Origin of the sequence: Bacillus sp. cl96, from assembly GCF_900100505.1 — a bacterium.
Taxonomy (GTDB): domain Bacteria; phylum Bacillota; class Bacilli; order Bacillales; family Bacillaceae_G; genus Bacillus_A; species Bacillus_A cereus.
Genome location: NZ_FNDM01000007.1, coordinates 177,986 through 199,234 on the forward strand (window position 1 = coordinate 177,986; position 21,249 = coordinate 199,234).

A 21,249-nucleotide genomic window follows, 5' to 3' on the forward strand; every position below is an offset into this window, starting at 1 on the left:
AATGTTATTCTACTCTTTTTTTCACATTTGTAAATAGTTTAATTTTAAATATTCTGACTTTTTTATTTTAGTAGGATTTATCCCCCATCTACTATATGTACATACTATACACCTTATTCTCCTCTATTTAACCATACTAAAAATTAGTATTTTAAGTTCACAAAAAAAGCATTTCAAAGTAGCTTAGCTACTTTGAAATGCTTTTTTAACTCTATTATTTTTCAGTTACATATGCCCATTTAAAGCTATATTCCGGACTGATATTATGTTTTACAATACCTTTAATATTTTGTTTTAGAACATATGCATCACCACGTTGGTATAAAGGTACAAGTGCTACATCTTTCTCAAGAAGTAATTTCTCAGCTTTTCCTAGCTCTTCCCAACGTTTCTTCGCGTCACCCATTAATTCAGTGCCAGCTTTTTTAATCATATCATCATACTTAGAATCAGCGAAGCTCATTTGGTTATGAGAATGATTAGACTGGAACATATCTAAGAATGTCATTGGGTCAGCATAGTCAGGTCCCCAACCAGCATATGATAAATCATAATCTTGCTCTGTTTCTAGTTTTAGTTTTTGTTTGAATGGCTGAAGTTTAATATTAACTGTTACACCTTTTAAATTTTTCTCAATTTGGTCTTTTACATATTCCCCTACTTTTTTCGCATTACCAGTATCATAGTTTAATAACTCAATTGTAACTTGGTCTTTACCAAGTTCTTTTTTCGCTTCTTCCCAGGCCGCAGCAGCTTTTTTCGCATCTGGTTTGATACCATTTTTAAATGTTTCTTGGAAGTCTTTTCCGTCTGGTCCAGTCGCTAACCCTTTCGGTACTAAGAAGTCTGCTGGTTTAGATCCGTCATTTAAAATAACGTTTGCTAAGTTTTTCTTATCGATAGAAAGCGCGATTGCTTCACGTAATTTCTGACTCTTTAATGGTGTATCTTGTCCACCACGTTTTTGATTCATACGTAAGAAGAATGTACTTACTTGTGAGTATGTGCCAAACTCCTCTTTGTTATTTCTATATTTGTCAACGAATTCACCTGATAGAAGTGCGAAATCAATTGCACCTGTATCAAATAAGTTAACCCTTGTATTTATTTCTTTTACTACACTATAGTTGATTTCATCTAATTTTACAGTCTTTTTATCCCAATATTGATCATTTTTCTTTAGTTTCCAGCCTTGCTCATGCTTCCAATCAGTAAGAACGAATGGTCCGTTATATACTGTTGTATCAGACTCTAAACCGTATTTATCACCTTTTTCTTTTACGAACTTCTCATTTAATGGATAGTACGATGGGAACGCTACTAAGTTTAAGAAGTATGGTACCGCTTGTTCTAATTCAACTTCTAATGTATAGTCATCTACCGCCTTAACTCCTAGTTCAGTTACTGGTTTTTCACCTTTATTAATCGCCTCTGCATTTTTAATTGGGAATGCGATAAACGCATATTCTGCAGTTGTTTTTGGATCTAATAATCGTTGCCATGCATAAGCAAAGTCTTTTGCTGTTACAGGATCACCATTTGACCATTTTGCATCTTTACGTAGTTTAAATGTATATTTTTTACCATCTTCACTTTTCGTACTAGATTCTGCTGCAGCTGGGATTGGTTTATTATCTTTATCTAATCGATATAACCCTTCCATTGTGTTCCCTAAAATTTGAGAACCTAATGTATCTGTATTTTTTGAAGTATCCATTGTTGGGATCTCATTTGTTTCTGTACGATTTAACACTTGTTTTGCTGCTAATTTTTCCCCTGATTTACTATCTCCACTAGAGCTAGAATTTGTGCTTGTCTTCTTATCTCCACCTGATGTAGAACATGCTGTTAACGCCATGCTCATTGCTAAAACCGGTGCTACAACTGCTGTTAGTTTTTTCATTTGTTTCTTTTTCATTTTGTACCCTCCCTAATTCTTAACGATAGCTATTAAAGAATTTTCTGATAATTCTGTTTTTCTCTATATATTTATCAGACGATTCTTACTAATTCTTATTCTACTAATTTTTTAATTTTTGTAAAGTATTATTATTGAAAATTTTTAAAAAATTATTTTTTTACAGTAATATTCATAAAAATGCCATATTTTGTTCAAACCTTATTTCGCATTCATACACATTCGTTGTTTTAATCACTTTTATCTCTTTTACCACTTGAATACTTGTTAATTATTGCTAATAAATAATGCATATATCTAAAAACATCTTTTCTACAAAAATAAAAAAGTCAGCAAAGCTGACTTTTTACCCGACCATTTTTTCTCTTTTCATTTCCTCTACTACTCTCGTATACTTCTCATCATCAAATTCATTTTCACTTTTCGCAACAACTACAGTTGCAATACCGTTACCAATTAAATTAACGATAGCACGTGCTTCTGACATGAAACGATCTACACCAAGTAATAACGCTAAACCTTCTAATGGGATAACATTCATTGCAGATAGAGTAGATGCTAGTACAATGAATCCCCCGCCGGTTACTGCTGCTGCTCCTTTAGATGTAACTAACAAAATAGCTATTATAGTTAATTGTTGACCTAGTGAAAGATCGACGTGAAAAACTTGAGCTAAAAATATAGTTGCCATTGATAAATAAATCGTTGTTCCATCTAAGTTAAAAGAATAGCCTGTTGGAATGACTAAACCTACTACCGGTTTCGAACACCCAAATCCTTCCATCTTTGTCATCATTCGCGGCAGTACTGATTCTGACGATGATGTCCCGAGAACAATAAGTAATTCTTCTTTAATATACGCTAAATATTTCCACAAACTAAATTTATACAATTTACAAATAAAATTTAAAACAATAAAAACAAATAATGCCATTGTCGCATATACACAAATCATTAATTTACCAAGTGGTATGAGCGTGCTTAAACCATACTTCCCAATTGTAAATGTCATCCCACCGAATGCTCCAACTGGTGCTAATTTCATTACAATTGATAAAATGTTAAAAAATACTTTCGATAATCTTTCAAAAAAGTCAATAACCGGTTGTCCATTTTTTCCTAACATCGTTAACCCTGCTCCGAATAAAATGGAGAAGAACAGAACTTGTAAAATATCACCTTTGGCAAATGCTTCAAACATGTTAGACGGCACGATATGTAAAAAGAAATCCATCCATTTCATTTCTTGCCCACTTTGTACATATTGTGAAACATCTCCGCCTTTTAGTTTTGAGGGATCTAATCCATCTCCTGGACGTACAACATTCGCTACGATGATACCAATAATTAAAGCCGCTGTTGTAACAATTTCAAAATATAATAGTGCCTTCCCACCAACACGGCCTACCTTTTTCATACTTCCCATACTTGCAATACCGAGCACAATTGTTAAAAAAATAATCGGTGCAATAACCATTTTAATCATATTGATGAATGTTTCACCAATTGGCTTCATTTGTTGTCCAACACTCGGCCAAATTGCCCCTACTGCAATACCACAAATAATGGCCACAATAACTTGGAATGTTAAATTCTTTACGATTCTCATTTTTGATACTCCCCTGTTTCTTTCATTTCTCCCATACTATTTCAATAATTGCTAATGATATATTCTATGTAATAGCCCCCCTGTTATTTAACTTGAACTATAACTTTATGTTACACTATTATCTTAAAATTGGAAATAGTATATAATATTTACGAATAAAAGACATACTATTTAACATAATAAAAAAGCAGACATTACATCTGCTTTAATTCTCCTCAATCTGTTTTTCACTTAATCCTAGATGTGTTCTAAGAGTATTACTCAAACTCTGTAGATCTTTTTTATTAGGATTATAATAATATACACGTTGCCCGTTTGGGCCATTAGGTAAGTATAAATCATCACCAGCTAATTGTATTTTTTCAACTGAACCGTTTAAACCGTATTTATAAAAAGATAAAATATCATCCATTACTAAATTTGTTTTAAATTCACCATCAACCGCCTCAACTATTTTTTCTAGCTTCGTAACCGATCCTACACTTTTTAATTTACTTAAAATCGCTTCAATAACAAGTTGTTGGCGCTGTCCTCTCATTGCATCACTATCAATATGGCGCGTTCTTGCTAGTGCAAGTGCTTCTTCCCCATTTAATTTTTGTAATCCTTTTTTCAAATGAATCGCATCAGGTTCATCTTTACTATTTTGCTCCGTAAATTCAACTGGGACATCCACTTCAATACCATCTAACCCATCAACAATTTTAGTAAAGGAACCAAAATTAAATTTCACAAAATAATCAACAGGCACCTGTAACAATTTTTCTACCGCTTCCACAGAAGCTTGCGGTCCTCCATCTTTACCATTTTTAACGAAACCACTTCCATATGCATGGGTTATTTTATCTTTTTTCTTTTCAACTGGAACATATGTATATGTATCACGTGGTATGCTCGTTAATTTCACTGTTTTATCGTCTTTATTAAAAGTCGCTAACAATAATGCATCTGTATGAAATGCACCATTATATTCCTTTTGGCGTTCTTGATTTTCATCAATTCCCATAATTAAAAGTGAAACATGATTTGCAATTGGCTTTACAGATTTCTCACGTAAATTGGATTTTTCACCTCGTGCTAAATTCAAATTAGATTTTTGTACAAGACTAGAAGTTTTCATATATACATAGGCTCCATAGCCAATTCCACCAAATAGTAATACCGCCAATAGTAAACTTATTATCTTTTTCTTTTTATATTTTTGCTTATTTTTCTCTTCTCTTAAAGATGAATGATTCCCCATTTACTCTCCTCCTGTTTCTATTCATCCAATATGTTTTTCATTTTTTCATATTTAGCGCTATCCTTTTGAAACATACTTTCTTTCAATCCCTTATCTATTTGTATCCATTCAGTCGTAACTGAATATTGAATCAAGCCTTCTTGAAAACTAAGAAATTTCAACATAATCCCTGTATTTTTCTCCACAACCATTTCGAATTTCCCTCTTAAATCTTCAGGGGTGCTAACAGGCATCTCTATGTTTATAACTCCTTCAATTTTGTAGCAATCTAATCCAAGATATTTCGTTTCTTTATAATTCCAATCTTTATATCGAATTAATAAATCTGCGAATTCTGATTGAATACTATATTTAGCTAGCCCTACATATTCATCATCATATCTCTTTTTCTCATCTGATTTTCTCACTAACCTTTCCGTAGGATTTAATTTTAATAGTTCATTGTTTCTTTCTTTCGGGTTCCATTTTGTCTCTTTATAGGTATACTTCTCATCATCAAACTCTTTTTTCTTGCCCTCGTTATATATAATTGTTCGTTTTTTGGCTAGTTTATCTTCTTTCGAAGAGATACCTCTTTGTTTCTCCGTATCAATCGCATACTTATATGTTGTAGCAATTCTTGATGAGCTAGAATATTCCTCAAATTGTCCTGAAATATTTTTAAAATAATCAATAGAATCTAGCATTTTTTGATGAATCTTTTCTTTATCTGGATAATGTACATTCGATTTTATTTCTTCTTCATTTTCATAATCAGAAAACGCTTTTTTCTTTACATATTCAAATACTCCACCATTTTGCGCAAAACTTTGTATAGAAAACTCAGACATAGATACCACCGAAAGTATACAAACCGCTGCACTAATTATCATCATATGAATTTTGTAACTCTTCTTTTTTACCTTAAGATTATGTAGCGTGCCATTAATCTTTTCATTTAACTCTGGAGGTACTATAACATTTTCATCTTTTATTCTCTTTTTTAATTTCTCATCAAATAATTTTTCATTATCCATCCTTTACACCCCCTATTCCATCTTTAATCGTTTTTGTAGTTGTTCCCTCGCACGTGATAATCTTGATTTCACTGTTCCTTTCGGTATTTCTAACAGCTTTGCTATACTCTCTTGATTCATGTCTTCATAGTAATAAAGCACCGTAACAGCTCTTAATTCTTCATGTAACGATTGAATCGCATTACACAAATCTATATCTTCATACTGATCACACGCACTCATAATGTAATCATTCTCTTCTGTTACAATTACATTTTTATACGCTCTAATAATATTGTTACACTCATTTATTAGTATTCGAATTAACCAAGTTTGAAAAAATTCTTCTTTTTTTAATTTTTTTATATTTTCATAGGCTTTTAAAATTGTTGTCTGTATCGCATCCTCTATATTTGTCTCATCACGTAACATCGCCTTTGCTATTCGATACATCTTCGCTTTTTCTGTATGTATAAGCGCTATAAAGGCTTCATGATCACCTTTTTTCGCTAAAGAAACATCCGTTTCTTCTTTTACAATCATTTTATATAAAGGGATTACTTTCACAATTGCTCCTCCTGTTTCATCCTCACTTCATCACTTCCAATTTAACTTTACATATATTAGACGTATGAACCTAGAAAAAGGTTCACTTTTTTGAATATTTTTGTAACTGAAAAGATAAATATCCTTTATAAGGATGCAATAAACATACTAGTTTAAATTTACAAATAAAAAAAGCCCACTTTCTCAGTGGACTTTCTACTCTATAACGGTAAATCCCTCTTCCTAAATACTACAATCGCTACGATAAAAATACAAAGCGCTACAGTAGTTAAACCTATACTTACCGGCCATATATTATATGATCCTTCAGCAATTTCTTTCGGACGAAACAGCGTGAATAATGATAGGTTTTTCATCCATTCTAACTTATCACTTAACTTCCCTACCATATCCAATACGAAAAATAAGATAGTTAAACTCGCTGAATAACTTAGTGCTTTTCTTTCGTCATTACATATACAAGAAAAGAAAAATGAATACGCACTAATGACTAAAAATATGAGCCCTCCGACTACATTTATCTTCAAAAATAATTCTTTATTTAAGTTATTATCTTGTAAAAACCATTCTGCACCTACTAACCCAGCTACATACGTAACAGATACAATAATTAGAAGTCCCAATATGAGAACAGCAGCTTGTGTAATCGCAATTTGCACTCTAGATACAGGTGTTGCTAGCAAGTATGCCATTGCTCCTTTATCTACATGACGAGCAATTAAATGTGTCGCAACTGTTACGCAAAAAATTGTTAAAATGATAATAAATAATAGACTATAGTATTCGCCCGCTAGAAAATCCATTACGTTTTGAATCGGACTTTCCATACCAACGATTTTTTTCACGCTATCAGGCATGGCAGCTATTAATTCATTTAGCCCTTTCGCTGATACCATTGACGGGAATATCCAAATTAATAACCACAGATATAAAGCTGCACCAGACGCATAACTCAAAATATTTTTTTGTGTTTCTTTCAAACTTGCTAAAAATAGTTGCTTATTCATGCGTTACCCCTTCTTTCTTATCGTAATAATGCATAAATAAATGTTCTAAATCCATCGCTCTCGTTTGAAGTGCCGTTACATTATAGTTTGAAAGTGTTTGTAAAACAGTTTGATAGTTTCCTTGTACAATGATAGATGCCTCTCTGCCTTTTACCGCTTCAAATTGCAAATTACACTTTGTAAGGGACTCAATCTCTTCTTGTGATGATACTGTTACATCTATCACCTGTCTTCTCATACTTTGTAAATCGTGAATATTTTCAACCGTTACGAGTCGACCATCTTTAATAATAGCTACTCTATCACAAGTTCTCTCAATTTCAGTAAAAATATGTGATGACATTAGGATTGTTTTTCCTCTTTGCTTTTCCTCTAATATTAAATCTATAAATACTTGCTGCATAAGTGGATCAAGTCCAGATGTTGGTTCATCTAAAATTAACACCTCTGGATCGTGCATAAATGCAGCGACTATCCCTACTTTTTGCTTCATTCCTTTAGACATTTTGCGAATCGGTGTTTTCACATCAAATTGCAGACGCTCTATCAGTTCATCTCGTCTTTTCGTATCCTTTAATCCTCGCATTCCTTGCATTAATTTTAAAAACTCTAATCCGTTCATTCCTTCAATAAAAGAAATTTCACCTGGCAAGTAACCAACTTCCCTTTGAATTTTCGCCGCTTCATTCCAACAATCTAATCCAAAAATTGTCGCTTTACCAGTCGTCGGTTTTATAAATCCCATTAAATTACGAATCGTCGTTGATTTCCCGGCACCATTCGGTCCTAAATAACCAAATACTTCTCCCTCTTTTACATCAAATGTAATATGAAACAAACCTTTTCCGTTCGAAAACTGTTTTGTGACATCTTGAACTGAAATCATAATTCCACCTCATTTTTTGAAATATTTAATGTGTGATATTTCAAAATTATTGTACTCCTCATCTTCCATATTCGCAACAACTTTTTGAAATATTTATTAGTCCATATTTCAAAATTATTGTTTTCCATTATTTTTTCTTGTATATTTTAAGTGAGGTGATTGCATTGAACGGCTTTGAAAGAGTAAAAGAAAAGAAAAAGCGTGCCATTAAAGAAGCAGCATTCGTATTATTTTCAGAACGTGGATTTAATGAAGTGAAAATAGAACATATCGCAAAAGAAGCAAACGTTTCTCAAGTTACAATTTATAATCATTTCGGAAGTAAAGATGCGTTATTTAGGGAGCTTATACAAGAATTTATCATATCTGAATTTCAATATTATAAAGAGCTTGCAGAAGAAAAATTACCTTTTCATGATATGATGCAAAAAATGATTGTAAGAAAAATGAATACTGGCGGATTATTTCAACCTGATATGTTACTACAAATGATGCAAAGGGACGAAGAACTCCGTAAGTTTATTTATAGTTATCAAAATGAAAAAATCCTACCCTGGTATTTAGAAATATTAGAACGAGCTCAGCGCAAAAACGAAATTAATCCACACCTTACTAAAGAAATGATGTTACTTTACATTCAAATGTTTACAAAATTAGGTGATGAATTTGGAGCACAACTTCTTGAAGGAGATCGAGAAAAACATATAAAAGATATCGTTACGATGTTCTTCTATGGTCTTTCTGTTCCACAAAAATAAAAAGACACGAATTTCGTGTCTTTTTATTTTATAGAAATGACTCTACCCTTTTCACTACTTTCAATCGCTAATTGAATCAGTTTAATAACATCTAAACCTTCTTTTGCTGTTACAGGTAGTTCCTCACCATTTAATATACTATCTCGTACACCTTTATAATAATTGTCATAACAACCGACTTCTGTTGGAATACGCTCTAAGCTTTCTTCTGTTTCTAAAGTAGCAAAATTCTCTTCATCGTCTACTCCATAACCGTTATCACCTGGCTTCATTCCATTTTTTAATTGCTCTTCCTGCGAATCCATACCGTACTTCACGATAGAACCTTTCTCTCCATGCACTATAAAATGCGGTCCAGCTTTTTTCACATAACTGCTACTACGTAAAATGACACGTTTAACTCCGTAATGAAGTACTATGTGGAAATAATCATCCACCTCTGCACCTGGTCGTTGTTTTATTACATCTGCACTTATCGCATCTGGTTTCCCGAATATTGATAACGCTTGGTCAATTAAATGCGATCCTAAATCATATAATATACCGGAGCCTGGTAGATTTTTTTCTCTCCATCGATCACGTACATGTGGACGGAAACGATCAAAATTCGATTCATATGCGTATACATTCCCTACTCTGTTTTCTCCTAACAATTTCTTAATTGTTAAGAAATCATTATCAAAACGACGATTATGATATACGCTTAACATTACATTATGCTGCTCTGCTAATGAAATAAGCTCTTCGCCTTCTTCAATTGAGACAACAAATGGTTTTTCTACAACAACATGCTTACCTTTTAAAATTGCTTCTTTTACATATGGAAAATGAGTTGTATTAGGTGATGTAATAACAACTAAGTCAACATCAGCTCGCTTCACCAATTCATCAATTGTACTAACAACATTAGCGTTTGGTAATGTGTCTTTTACTACCTCTTCTTTTGAGGATAATACAGCACGAATATCATATTCTTCTATTGTTTGTAATAGTGGGATATGAAATGTCGTACTAGAAAAACCAAATCCTACAATCCCTACACCTATTTTTTTCATGTTGCCCCTCCATTTGTCCCGCTTTAACGGGCAGTAAGATTCCTAACTCAAAATTCAGTGAAGCTAAGGAATTAGGTGAGGAATCAACTGCTTGTTAAAGCCCGATTGGTTCAACTAATAATCAGTGAGGATGAAGAAACTCCCCATTGATTAAAGTTTCACTTTATGAGAACGATTTCATTCAGTTATTATAACAAGATTATTATTATTTACATAATAAATTGCCTAGAAAAAAGCATCTTGCTACTATTCATAGCAAGATGCCCTCTTTATTCTGGTCTTTTCTTCGTCCACGTTTCTACTACTTCACCAGTATCATTAACATCTAGCACAAGGCTACCATTACTATACCGGTCTTTATTTCGATACGCTTTCGGATCAATCTCTTCTACAATGTTTTTCTCTGTCTTCATGTAAACTAATTCATCGTCCCGAACAATTTCAATACCGACAATGCGGTACGGATTACGTTTTAATTCTTTGAAAATAACAAGACCGCGTTTCGCCCTCGTTGACTTTTCAATTTCTGATGCTTTTAGACGTTTTACAGCACCGCGCTGTGTTACGAGAATAAGTTGATCTTTGTCACCATTTAACGGTTTACCAGAAGCGACATAGTCATCTTCTTTTAAATTAATTGCTTTAACACCAGCAGCTCTTACACCGACTGGACTTACTTCATCTTCATGGAAAATAAGTGCATATGCACCGTGTGTAGCAAGAACAATATCACTCGTTCCATCTGTCGCAAATATATCGACAACTTCATCATCTTTTTTCAAGTTTACAGCAACGAATGCCCTTGAATAACGCTGAACTTTATATTGATTTAATTCTGTTTTCTTTATCATACCATTTCGTGTTACAAATACGATAAATCGTTTTTCTTCCTCAAAGTTCGGTACAACCGTCGCCCAAATGATTGTTTCATCCCGGTCGAGTGAAACGATATTAGCAACGTGCTGACCTAAATCTTTCCAACGAATATCTGGCATTTCGTATACTGGCAGATATATATAGTTTCCTTTATTCGTAAATAAGAGGACTGTCTCTGTCGTATTCGTATCGAATCGTTCAAGTAAGATGTCACCCTCTTTCATACCGAAGTCTTTGCCGTTTGAGGCATTATGTGAGCGCCATCCAGTACGTTTCACATATCCTTCTTTCGTTACAGTAACGATGACATCTTCTTGTGGGATCATCACTTCTACATCGATTTTAATTTCCTCGATTTGATCTTCAATAATCGCGCGTCGATCATCACTATATGTTTTCTTAACTCTCTTTAAATCTGTTTTAATTACTTGAAGTAATCTTTTTTCACTTTGTAAAATTGCCTGTAGCTCAATAATTTTCTTATTAAGCTCATCTGCTTCTTCTTGTAACGCCGTAATGTCTGTATTCGTTAAGCGATATAATTGCAAGGAAACAATTGCTTCTGCCTGTGCTTCTGTAAAGCCAAATTTTGCACTTAAATTATCTTTCGCGTTACGTTTATCTTTTGAAGCTCGAATTGTCTCAATTACTTGGTCTAAAATCGATAATGCTTTCTTTAAACCTTCTACAATATGTTGACGATTTTCTGCTTTTCTTAATTCATATTGCGAACGTCTCGTAATAACCTCTTTTTGATGTCCAATATAAGCATCTAAAATTTTCGGTAATGTCATAAGTGTTGGACGACGATTATTGATCGCTACCATATTAAAGTTATATGGAATTTGCAAATCTGTATTTTTATATAAATAATTTAAAATACCTTCGGAGTTTGCTTCTTTCTTTAATTCAACAACAATTCGTAAACCAGTACGATCTGTCTCATCACGCACTTCAGCAATACCATCTAACTTTTTATCTAGACGTAATTCATCCATTTTCTTTACAAGGTTTGCCTTATTCACTTCGTAAGGAATTTCAGTGATTACAATTTGTTGTTTCCCACCGCGCACTGTTTCAACTTCTGCTTTTCCGCGAATAATAATTTTACCTTTACCTGTTTCATACGCCTTTTTAATACCATCAATCCCCTGAATAATACCGCCTGTTGGGAAATCTGGTCCTTTCATAACTGTTAATAAATCGTCAACAGTACTATTTGGCTTATCGATACGCATCATTGTAGCATCAATAACTTCTCCAAGATGATGCGGAGGAATTTCTGTTGCATAACCAGCGGAAATCCCTGTAGATCCGTTCACTAATAAATTCGGGAACGCTGCTGGTAATACAACTGGTTCTTCACTCGTATCATCAAAGTTTGACACGAATTCAACTGTTTCTTTATCAAGATCACGTAATAATTCAGATGCGATTGGTGATAAACGAGCTTCCGTATAACGCATCGCTGCCGCTGGGTCCCCATCAACACTACCGTTATTACCATGCATTTCAACTAAAACATTACGTACTTTCCAAGTTTGGCTTAAGCGTACCATTGCTTCATATACAGAGGAATCTCCATGTGGATGATAATTACCGATAACATTACCTACTGTTTTAGCTGATTTACGAAACGCTTTATCATGTACATTACCTTCTACATACATAGAATATAAAATACGTCTTTGTACTGGCTTTAAGCCATCACGTGCATCTGGAAGTGCACGATCTTGAATAATATATTTACTATAACGTGCAAAGCGATCACCTAACACGTCTTCAAGCGGGAGGTCATGAAACTTCTCTGCTTGCATGTTATTCCACCTCCGTCTCCATAATCATTTCATTTTCTAAAATATTTCCTTCTTCTTGCATACCAAACTGCACATTACGTTCAATCCATTTACGGCGCGGTTCTACTTTATCGCCCATTAATGTTGTAACGCGACGCTCTGCTCTTGCTGCATCATCAATTTTCACGCGAATTAATGTACGCGTTTCAGGATTCATTGTTGTTTCCCATAATTGATCCGCATTCATTTCACCAAGTCCTTTATAACGTTGTAACATATAGCCTTTTCCAACTTTTTTCGTTACACCGTCTAATTCCTCATCTGACCAAGCGTATTCAATTACCTCACTCTTACCTTTTCCTTTACTTACTTTGTATAAAGGAGGAAGTGCGATAAATACTTTACCAGCTTCGATAAGTGGCTTCATATATCTGTAGAAGAACGTTAATAACAATACTTGAATATGAGCCCCATCCGTATCGGCATCGGTCATAATTACAACTTTATCGTAGTTAATATCTTCAACATCAAATTCATTTCCTACACCGCCGCCAATCGCATAAATGATTGTATTAATCTCTTCATTTTTAAAGATATCAGCAAGCTTTGCTTTTTCTGTATTAATTACTTTACCACGTAACGGTAATACGGCCTGGAAACGTCGGTCTCGTCCTTGTTTCGCAGAACCACCGGCAGAGTCACCCTCTACTAGGTACAGTTCATTTTTTTGCGGGTTACGTGATTGTGCAGGTGTTAATTTCCCGCTTAACGTACCTTCTGATTTTTTCTTTTTCTTACCACTACGCGCTTCTTCTCTTGCTTTACGGGCTGCTTCACGGGCTTGTGCTGCTTTAATTGCTTTTCTCACAAGAAGTGTAGCTACATCAGGGTTTTCTTCTAAAAAGTATGCTAAATGCTCAGATACAATGGCATCAATTGAAGAACGCGCTTCACTTGTACCTAGTTTGCCCTTCGTTTGCCCTTCAAACTGAAGCACTTCTTCTGGTACACGTACCGAAACGATAGCCGCTACACCTTCACGAATATCTGTACCTTCTAAGTTTTTATCTTTTTCTTTTAATAGTGCTACTTTACGAGCATACTCGTTAAACACACGCGTCATCGCTGTTTTGAATCCAGCTTCGTGTGTTCCACCATCTTTTGTACGTACGTTATTTACAAACGAAAGAATATTTTCTGAGTAACCATCATTAAACTGGAATGCTAGTTCTGCTTCAATCCCGTTTTGTTCACCAGTGAAATATACAACCGGGTGAATTGAATCTTTTTCTTCGTTTAAATATGAAACGAAAGCTTCGATTCCTGTTTCATAATGAAATATATCTTCTAAATCATTACGTTCGTCTTTTATCGAGATTTTCATTCCTTTTAATAAGAATGCAGATTCACGTAATCTCTCACATAATGTTTCATAATTGTAATTTGTCGTGCTGAAAATCGTTGTATCTGGTTTGAAGTGCATTGTCGTACCAGACTCTTTTGTTTTCCCGATTTTCTCTAACGTTGTTGCAGGAACGCCACCATTTTCAAAACGTTGTTCATAAATGTTACCATCACGCTTAATTGTTACTACTAACCATTCTGACAAAGCGTTTACAACTGATGCCCCAACACCGTGTAAACCACCACTCGTTTTATAGCCACCTTGACCAAACTTACCACCTGCATGAAGTACAGTTAAAATAACTTCAGGTGTAGGTTTCCCAAGTTTATGCATTCCCGTAGGCATTCCTCGCCCTTTATCTATAACGCTAATACTATTATCTTTATGTATTACGACTGAAATTTCGTCGCCAAATCCCGCTAACGCTTCGTCAACGGAGTTATCTACTATTTCATATACTAAATGATGCAATCCACGGCTATCCGTACTCCCGATATACATACCCGGGCGTTTTCGAACGGCTTCAAGTCCTTCTAACACTTGAATCGCATCTTCATTATATTGGAACTGATGCTTCGCCAAACTCCTTGCCCCTTTCCTAATCCAAAATCAGAACATATGTTTCTATTATAGAATAACGCCTCGACTATAGTTTTGGCAAGTTATCTTATCTCTTTTATATACCATCTTCAATAGAAAAATCCTTGTTTTCTCACAAGGATTCCTCTAGGCTACTATTTCAGAAAAATAATCGTTTGTCAACGAGAAATGGATATGTATTCCAAGATTACACATTCCAAACCTTTATTATGATCCAAATGATCAAGATCCAAAATGGGATTACAAATAACAATCCCCAAAAACAGCCTTTAAAAAATCTCATGATGAACACCTCGTTCATCGGCCCTACTTATCTATAATGAGGGCTGAATCAATCTTTCTACTTTTAAATCTATACTATTTTGTCATCGCATGTTCTACTTTAATACAACGATCCATTATTACAGTATAGTCTTTTTCTTTTAAAAGTTTATATGTATCCTCATCTTGTACTCCTAATTGTGCCCAAAAAACATCTGCATCAATCTCTACAAATTCTTTTGCAACATCCATTAAAAACTCTGAGCGACGAAATACATTTACAATGTCAACGTGTTCCTTAATATCCTTTAGTGAAGAAACTGCCTTTTCTCCGAGCACCTCATCTACTGTTGGATTAACTGGAATAATGCGGTATCCAGCATCTTGCATTGCTTTTGAAACCATATACGATGTACGTTCTGGCTTATCTGATAATCCAACAACCGCAATTGTTTTGCTTTTCTTTAACACTTCACCAATTTCCGTACGAGTTGGGTTTTCAATTGTCATAATTAATCCCTCCTATTCCTTTAGTATAGCCGATAAAGAAAGTCTCTTTCAATATGAAAGAGACTTTCTTTTATTTCGATTATTGATTCTTTGTAGCTGAATTATCTGCTAAAGTAGCCGATTTCGTCATTTTTTGACCGTTACGGTAGAATGTAACTTCTACTTTCTCGCCTACTTTTTTCTTTTCATATAAATATTTGCGGAATTGAAGAGCATTCTCTACTTTTTGATTATCTAATGCTACTACAATATCATATTGCTCTAAACCAGCTTTTTCAGCTGGTGATATTGGGTAAATTTTACCTAATACAACGCCGTTTGTTACGTCTTTCGGTACTTTCAATTGATTGACTGCATAAGCTTGCACATCTTCTAGTGAAACAACACCTACTCCAAGAGCTGGACGTTTTACTACTCCATCTTTTTCAAGAGATTCAATAACTGGTTTTGCGATGTTAATTGGAATAGCAAATCCAATTCCTTCAACTTCTTGTTGTGCAATTTTACTTGAATTAATCCCAATTATTTCACCATTTTGGTTAAATAATGCACCACCACTATTACCTGGATTAATCGCTGCATCCGTTTGAATAACTTGTGCTTGCCAATCTGGTCGTTTATCCCCATCAATATCAACCGGAATTTCGCGTTCTTTACTACTGATTATACCTTCCGTTACACTTCCATCAAATCCAAGTGGATTACCGATTGCAATTGCTTTTTCACCCGCACGAAGTTTACTTGAATCACCTAAAGTGGCAACTTTATTTACATTAGATCCATCAATTTCAACAACTGCTAAGTCTAACCAAGGGTCCTTACCAACTAATTTCGCATCAACTTGCTTTCCGTCGCTCAGCTTCACAGCAAGTTTATTTGCTCCATCTACTACGTGGTTGTTTGTTACAATATATGCTTTATTCCCTGCTTTTTTATAAATAACACCTGATCCTGAACCGGCTTGTTGTTCTTGACCTGTCGGTTGCATTGCAAATGGATCAACACTTTGTTGCATATTAATAACACCTACAACAACATCTTTCGCCCCTTCAATCATACCAGGTAAATCAGTTTCATTTTTCGCTTTATTTACAACAGGAACTACAGTACCTTCTACTTTTGAATCCGAACTAAATGATGATACTGGCGCTCCATTATTTTGAGCCCATGGCATATATGGTGCTGCAAAACTAATCGAAACCGCTCCGACTACAGCTCCCACTAAACCTGTGAAGAAATAGCCTTTTTTACTACCTGATTTTCTCACTTCTCTCGTTTCACTATGCTCTTCATTTAAATTTGGTCCGTCGTAATATCCCATGTTTTATTTCCCCTCTCTGGTGAATTCGTATTTTCAGTATAGTCACGTTTTGTGTCCTTCTTGTGAACTCATCGTGAAATCCAATTAAAAAAATACACTTATCTAACATTGTAGACAAAAAAAGTATTTTTTGTACATTTTACCTTCAAAAGAGAGTATAAAATTACCATTTCCCTAGGCTAAATTACACAAATCGTTCTAGATTATTCTTCAAATTTATAACCAACTCGAATAACAGTACCGATATGCTTCGCTTTATCTCCTAGCTTATTTCGAAGTTTTTTAATATGGGTATCAACCGTTCGGTCATCACCGTAATAGTCATATCCCCATAACTGGTCTAATAAATGTTGACGTGATAACACAATTCCTTTGTTCTCCATTAAATACACAAGAAGTTCAAATTCTTTATGTGTCAATATAATTTCTTCTCCATCTACTAAAACAGTTCTAGATAGACGATTCACTTCTATTCCAGCTAAAGACATAGCATTTTCTTCCGCTACTCCTACCGCACCATCCGCACGTTTCAATAACGTCTTTGCGCGAGCTACTAATACTTTCGGGCTAAATGGTTTCGTTACATACTCGTCTGCACCTAATTCGAAACCTAGCAATGTATCATCCTCATCCGAACGTGCTGTCAACATAATAATTGGTACTGCTGATTCTTTTCTAATTCTTCTACAAACAGACCATCCATCTATTTCCGGTAACATAATATCTAACATAATTAAATCAATTTCATGCTCTGCAAATAACTCTAACGCTTTTTTTCCATCTTCTGCTTCGATTACTTCAAAGCCTTCATTACGAAAATAATCACTAACAATTTCACGTAATCTTCTTTCATCTTCAACAAGCAATACTGTTTTATTCATATAATCTATCCCGCCTTTTTACTCTTTCAATCGAATAATACGTTGATTGGAGCTTCCGCGAAATGGAAGTGTTAAATCTTTTTCCTCAATTTCAAACCTTCCATCGACTAAAACATCCCCATAATGTAACAACTCTATCATATCATTATTTTGAGAACTCTGTATCTCTTCTAACGTATAACCTGTATACATCCATAGGTTTTTTTTCAAATCTTTCACGATTTTTGCTACCATTTTCACTTCAGCAGCTTGAAAAAATGGATCTCCACCTGAAAATGTTACATCAGTTAATGGATTACTTGCAATCTCTTTCACAATTTCTTCTACTGTCATTTCCGTTCCGTTGCAAATATTCCACGATTTCGGATTGTGGCAACCAACGCAACGATGCGGACAGCCCGCAAAAAACACGACTGTCCGCAACCCTTCTCCATCTACTACACTATCATGAATAATATTCATCACTTTCATTTATGTTTCACCCGATCTATCTCTTCACTACGTTTCGCACTATTCCACTTCGACATATCTCCTACAAGATAGCCTGTTATACGGCGAATTCTTTCTATATTAGCCTCATCTTCATTCCCGCAACTTGGACATTCATTCCCAATAACCCCGTGATAACTACAGCACTTACAACGGTCAACAGGATGATTAATTGAACCGTATCCAACGCCATGTTCTGCCATGGCTTGTACAATTTGTTTTAATGCCTTTTTGTTATGCATTGCTGCTCCGTCTAGTTCAATATACGTAATGTGTCCTCCATTACAGAGAGCATGGAACGGGCCTTCTAAACGGATTTTATTTATCGCTTGAATGTTATAATAAACTGGAATATGGAATGAATTCGTATAGTAATTATGGTTCGTTATACCGCTAATCACGCCAAATTCTTCTCTATCTTTTTTCACAAACTTCCCTGATAATCCTTCTGCTGGAGTTGCAATTACTGAGAAATTCAGTTGATGTTCTTCTGTCGCTTTATCCATTCTATCTCTCATAAAGGAAATAATTTCATACCCAAGTTTCCATGATTCTTCATCTTCCCCATGATGCTTTCCTGTTAAAGCTACTAAACATTCCGCAAGACCGATAAAACCAATACTTAACGTCCCTTGTTTTAAAATCGAGGCTACGGAGTCTTCAGGCTGCAACGTTTCTCCACCACGCCATACACCTTGTGAATATAAAAACTGAAAATCTCTTGCTCGCTTCGTACATTGATACGCATATCTTTCTAATAGCTGCTTAATTCCTAAATCTAAATAATAGTTTAGCGCTTCAAAAAACGCTTCTTTTGAACCACTAATTAACGCTAATTTCACTAAATTAATAGACGTAAATGATAAATTCCCTCTACCAATCGCTGTTTCTTCTCCATGTATATTAGACATAACACGGGTACGACATCCCATGTAACATACTTCACTTTCTGGTCTTCCATCATAATGCACTGCATTAAACGGAGCATCTAAAAATGAAAAGTTAGGGAATAATCGCTCTGCGGTTGTCTCTAATGCTAATTCAAATAAATCGTAGTTCGGATCACTTTCTTCAAAATTCACACCTTTTTTCATCTTGAAAATTTGAATCGGAAAAATCGGTGTCTCTCCTTTACCAAGTCCAGCTTGTGTCGCTTTTAATAGTTGTTTAATTAACATTCTTCCTTCTTTTGATGTATCTGTTCCATAATTAATAGAAATAAACGGTACTTGTCCTCCGCCCCTACTATGCATACTATTCGAATTATGAACGAAAGCCTCACACGCTTGATACGTATCATTTTCCGTTTCTTTCCATGCAAATTCTTCTATTTGTTCTTTCGTAAGCGGATATGATTGTAATCGTTTTTTATGTCTCTCAATTGTTTTTCGTACATAAGGTGCTAAATCAATATCAAAGAGTGCAAACGATTGACCACCATGCTGCATATTTTGATTCGCTTGAAAAATAATAGACGAAAGAGCCAATGCACTTTTAATGTCTTGCGGTTGTCTCATATGTCCATGTCCAGTATGAAAACCATTAGCAAGCATTTGCGCTAACGGAATTTGTGAACAAGTCGTCGTTCCTGTTGCATAAAAATCTAAATCATGTGGATATAATATATTTTCATTTATCGCTTTTTTCACTTGATCTGACAATAAATTCTCAACAGCATAATATTTTGCACTCTCAGATGCGAACGTTCCCATTACGCCCATTGGAGAGCGGCCGTCTACATTTGCATTTTCTTGCATCAAATCTTGTTCATTGCCGTGGACTATTGTCTCAAACACTTTCATTAATTCTTCTTCTCCACGTGTATTATTTTGTAACATTTATAACCCTCCACCAATATGTTGTTATCTTTTGATTAAAATGTTACTACATATAGTCTTACTGTTTCTGTGAGAAATGTAACATTACTGTGAAATTTTTTTCACGAAATAATGAATTTTTCATTTACAAAAAAGAAATGTGCTCTTTACAAATGTATGGTACAATATACGGGAAAAACTCTTTTTACCCTTTATCAACACATTTGAATAAAGGAGACTGAACTTATGGTTACTACATATCTTTTATTTATCGTTGCCTACTTACTTGGCTCGATTCCATTTGCACTAGTTGTTGGAAAAATCGGCTACGGAATCGATATTCGTGAGCACGGGAGCGGTAATCTAGGCGGAACAAACACATTCCGCACATTAGGGAAAAAAGCAGGTTTTACCGTTACAATTGCTGACATTTTAAAAGGGACATTAGCAACAAGTCTACCAATGATTTTCGGATTAGATATTCATCCACTATGGTTCGGGTTAGCGGCTGTTCTTGGACATGTCTATCCAGTCTTCGCGAAATTCCGCGGTGGTAAAGCAGTTGCAACTTCTGCTGGGGTGCTATTATGCTATTCACCAGTTGTTTTTGCAATATTGGCTGTTGTATTTTTCACCCTTTTATTTACAACAAGATACGTATCACTTTCTTCTATGGTAACAGCAGTTGTTGCTGTTATTGCATCCATTGTTAGCGGGGATAAAATCTTCATTATTGCGATGTGTTTATTAGCAGGTATGGTTATTTATAAACACCGTGCAAATATCGGACGAATTATAAATAAAACTGAACCAAAAGCAAACTTTTCAAAAAAGCAAAAATAAGATCGTAACCCACATAACGCAAAAAGAAAACGTGAAGCATATTAATAGCGTCTTTTTGCGTTATTTTTTATACTAAAGAAAAAGCAACATAATTTGGAGGAACTATACATGAATCTTTCCGTAACAAAAGAAGCAGCACAATGGTATAAAACTGAATTAAACTTACAATCAAATGAAACACTACGCTTTTTCGTACAATACGGTGGTTGCAGTACTGTGCAAAAAGGACTTTCTTTAGGTATTCGTAAAGATGATCCTGCACATCCTGCTGTTCAAATTCAAGAAGAAGGTATTAATTTCTTTATTGAAGGCGATGATGAATGGTTCTTCGATGGACATAATTTATCTGTTACACTTAACGAAGGTGACGACTTCCCACAATTTAATTATGAAAAATAAAAAAACGTGGCTT

18 protein-coding genes are annotated in these 21,249 nt (G+C 34.7%); 3 read left to right on the plus strand and 15 right to left on the minus strand.

Translation table 11 applies throughout. The features are described 5' to 3' along the window. Positions 1 to 214: 214 nt before the first annotated feature. The 7 genes from BLT20_RS17230 to BLT20_RS17260 form a co-directional block, all read right to left on the minus strand. Complete coding sequence (locus tag BLT20_RS17230; protein WP_000730163.1) at positions 215 to 1,918, minus strand: peptide ABC transporter substrate-binding protein; 1,704 nt, start codon at positions 1,916 to 1,918, stop codon at positions 215 to 217. A gap of 346 nt (positions 1,919 to 2,264) precedes the next feature. Then, positions 2,265 to 3,527: a dicarboxylate/amino acid:cation symporter gene (locus tag BLT20_RS17235; RefSeq protein WP_001223631.1), complete on the minus strand. Its 1,263-nt coding sequence runs from the start codon at positions 3,525 to 3,527 to the stop codon at positions 2,265 to 2,267. Positions 3,528 to 3,732: 205 nt separating this feature from the next. After that, positions 3,733 to 4,770: an LCP family protein gene (locus BLT20_RS17240; RefSeq protein ID WP_000526728.1), complete on the minus strand. Its 1,038-nt coding sequence runs from the start codon at positions 4,768 to 4,770 to the stop codon at positions 3,733 to 3,735. 17 nt (positions 4,771 to 4,787) lie between these two features. Next, a complete protein-coding gene (locus BLT20_RS17245; protein ID WP_000368241.1) occupies positions 4,788 to 5,786 on the minus strand; it encodes a hypothetical protein in 999 nt (332 codons plus the stop codon). 12 nt (positions 5,787 to 5,798) lie between these two features. After that, the gene (locus BLT20_RS17250; RefSeq protein WP_000864730.1) at positions 5,799 to 6,332 is read right to left on the minus strand and encodes an RNA polymerase sigma factor; all 534 of its coding nucleotides are present in this window, start codon (positions 6,330 to 6,332) and stop codon (positions 5,799 to 5,801) included. A 200-nt stretch (positions 6,333 to 6,532) separates the two neighbouring features. Then, entirely contained in the window at positions 6,533 to 7,339 is an 807-nt protein-coding gene (locus tag BLT20_RS17255) for an ABC transporter permease subunit (RefSeq protein WP_001041419.1), read from the minus strand. After that, the gene (locus BLT20_RS17260; protein ID WP_000626577.1) at positions 7,332 to 8,225 is read right to left on the minus strand and encodes an ABC transporter ATP-binding protein; all 894 of its coding nucleotides are present in this window, start codon (positions 8,223 to 8,225) and stop codon (positions 7,332 to 7,334) included. Before BLT20_RS17260 ends, BLT20_RS17255 begins: the two co-directional genes overlap by 8 nt. 155 nt (positions 8,226 to 8,380) lie before the next feature. Here BLT20_RS17260 and BLT20_RS17265 point away from each other — a divergent pair, with 155 nt between their 5' ends. Then, entirely contained in the window at positions 8,381 to 8,983 is a 603-nt protein-coding gene (locus BLT20_RS17265) for a TetR/AcrR family transcriptional regulator (protein WP_002024578.1), read from the plus strand. A gap of 23 nt (positions 8,984 to 9,006) precedes the next feature. Here the strand turns inward: BLT20_RS17265 and BLT20_RS17270 are convergent, their stop codons facing one another. The 8 genes from BLT20_RS17270 to BLT20_RS17310 all read right to left on the minus strand — a co-directional run bounded on the left by BLT20_RS17270 (position 9,007) and on the right by BLT20_RS17310 (position 20,015). Next, entirely contained in the window at positions 9,007 to 10,038 is a 1,032-nt protein-coding gene (locus tag BLT20_RS17270; RefSeq protein ID WP_000719746.1) for an oxidoreductase, read from the minus strand. Between the two features lie 269 nt (positions 10,039 to 10,307). Beyond that, positions 10,308 to 12,731: a DNA topoisomerase IV subunit A gene (gene parC, locus BLT20_RS17275; protein ID WP_001147470.1), complete on the minus strand. Its 2,424-nt coding sequence runs from the start codon at positions 12,729 to 12,731 to the stop codon at positions 10,308 to 10,310. Between the two features lies 1 nt (position 12,732). Beyond that, positions 12,733 to 14,697, minus strand: a complete 1,965-nt coding sequence (gene parE / locus BLT20_RS17280) for a DNA topoisomerase IV subunit B (protein WP_001062194.1) — start codon at positions 14,695 to 14,697, stop codon at positions 12,733 to 12,735. 375 nt (positions 14,698 to 15,072) lie between these two features. Next, the gene (locus BLT20_RS17290; RefSeq protein ID WP_000151390.1) at positions 15,073 to 15,486 is read right to left on the minus strand and encodes a CoA-binding protein; all 414 of its coding nucleotides are present in this window, start codon (positions 15,484 to 15,486) and stop codon (positions 15,073 to 15,075) included. Between the two features lie 79 nt (positions 15,487 to 15,565). Beyond that, entirely contained in the window at positions 15,566 to 16,807 is a 1,242-nt protein-coding gene (locus tag BLT20_RS17295) for a S1C family serine protease (RefSeq protein WP_000542645.1), read from the minus strand. Between the two features lie 203 nt (positions 16,808 to 17,010). After that, a complete protein-coding gene (locus BLT20_RS17300) occupies positions 17,011 to 17,688 on the minus strand; it encodes a response regulator transcription factor (protein WP_001044679.1) in 678 nt (225 codons plus the stop codon). An 18-nt stretch (positions 17,689 to 17,706) separates the two neighbouring features. Next, entirely contained in the window at positions 17,707 to 18,159 is a 453-nt protein-coding gene (gene nrdG / locus BLT20_RS17305; protein WP_000867081.1) for an anaerobic ribonucleoside-triphosphate reductase activating protein, read from the minus strand. After that, on the minus strand, positions 18,156 to 20,015 hold the full coding sequence (locus tag BLT20_RS17310; protein ID WP_000940071.1) for an anaerobic ribonucleoside triphosphate reductase: 1,860 nt from the start codon (positions 20,013 to 20,015) through the stop codon (positions 18,156 to 18,158). Before BLT20_RS17310 ends, nrdG begins: the two co-directional genes overlap by 4 nt. A 225-nt stretch (positions 20,016 to 20,240) precedes the next feature. On the opposite strand from BLT20_RS17310, the gene plsY reads away from it, so the two are divergent. Both plsY and BLT20_RS17320 read left to right on the plus strand, forming a co-directional pair. Next, positions 20,241 to 20,837, plus strand: coding sequence for a glycerol-3-phosphate 1-O-acyltransferase PlsY (plsY, locus tag BLT20_RS17315; protein WP_000258976.1), 597 nt, complete (start codon positions 20,241 to 20,243; stop codon positions 20,835 to 20,837). Positions 20,838 to 20,945: 108 nt separating this feature from the next. Next, positions 20,946 to 21,236, plus strand: a complete 291-nt coding sequence (locus BLT20_RS17320) for a HesB/YadR/YfhF family protein (protein ID WP_001054455.1) — start codon at positions 20,946 to 20,948, stop codon at positions 21,234 to 21,236. Positions 21,237 to 21,249: the final 13 nt, after the last annotated feature.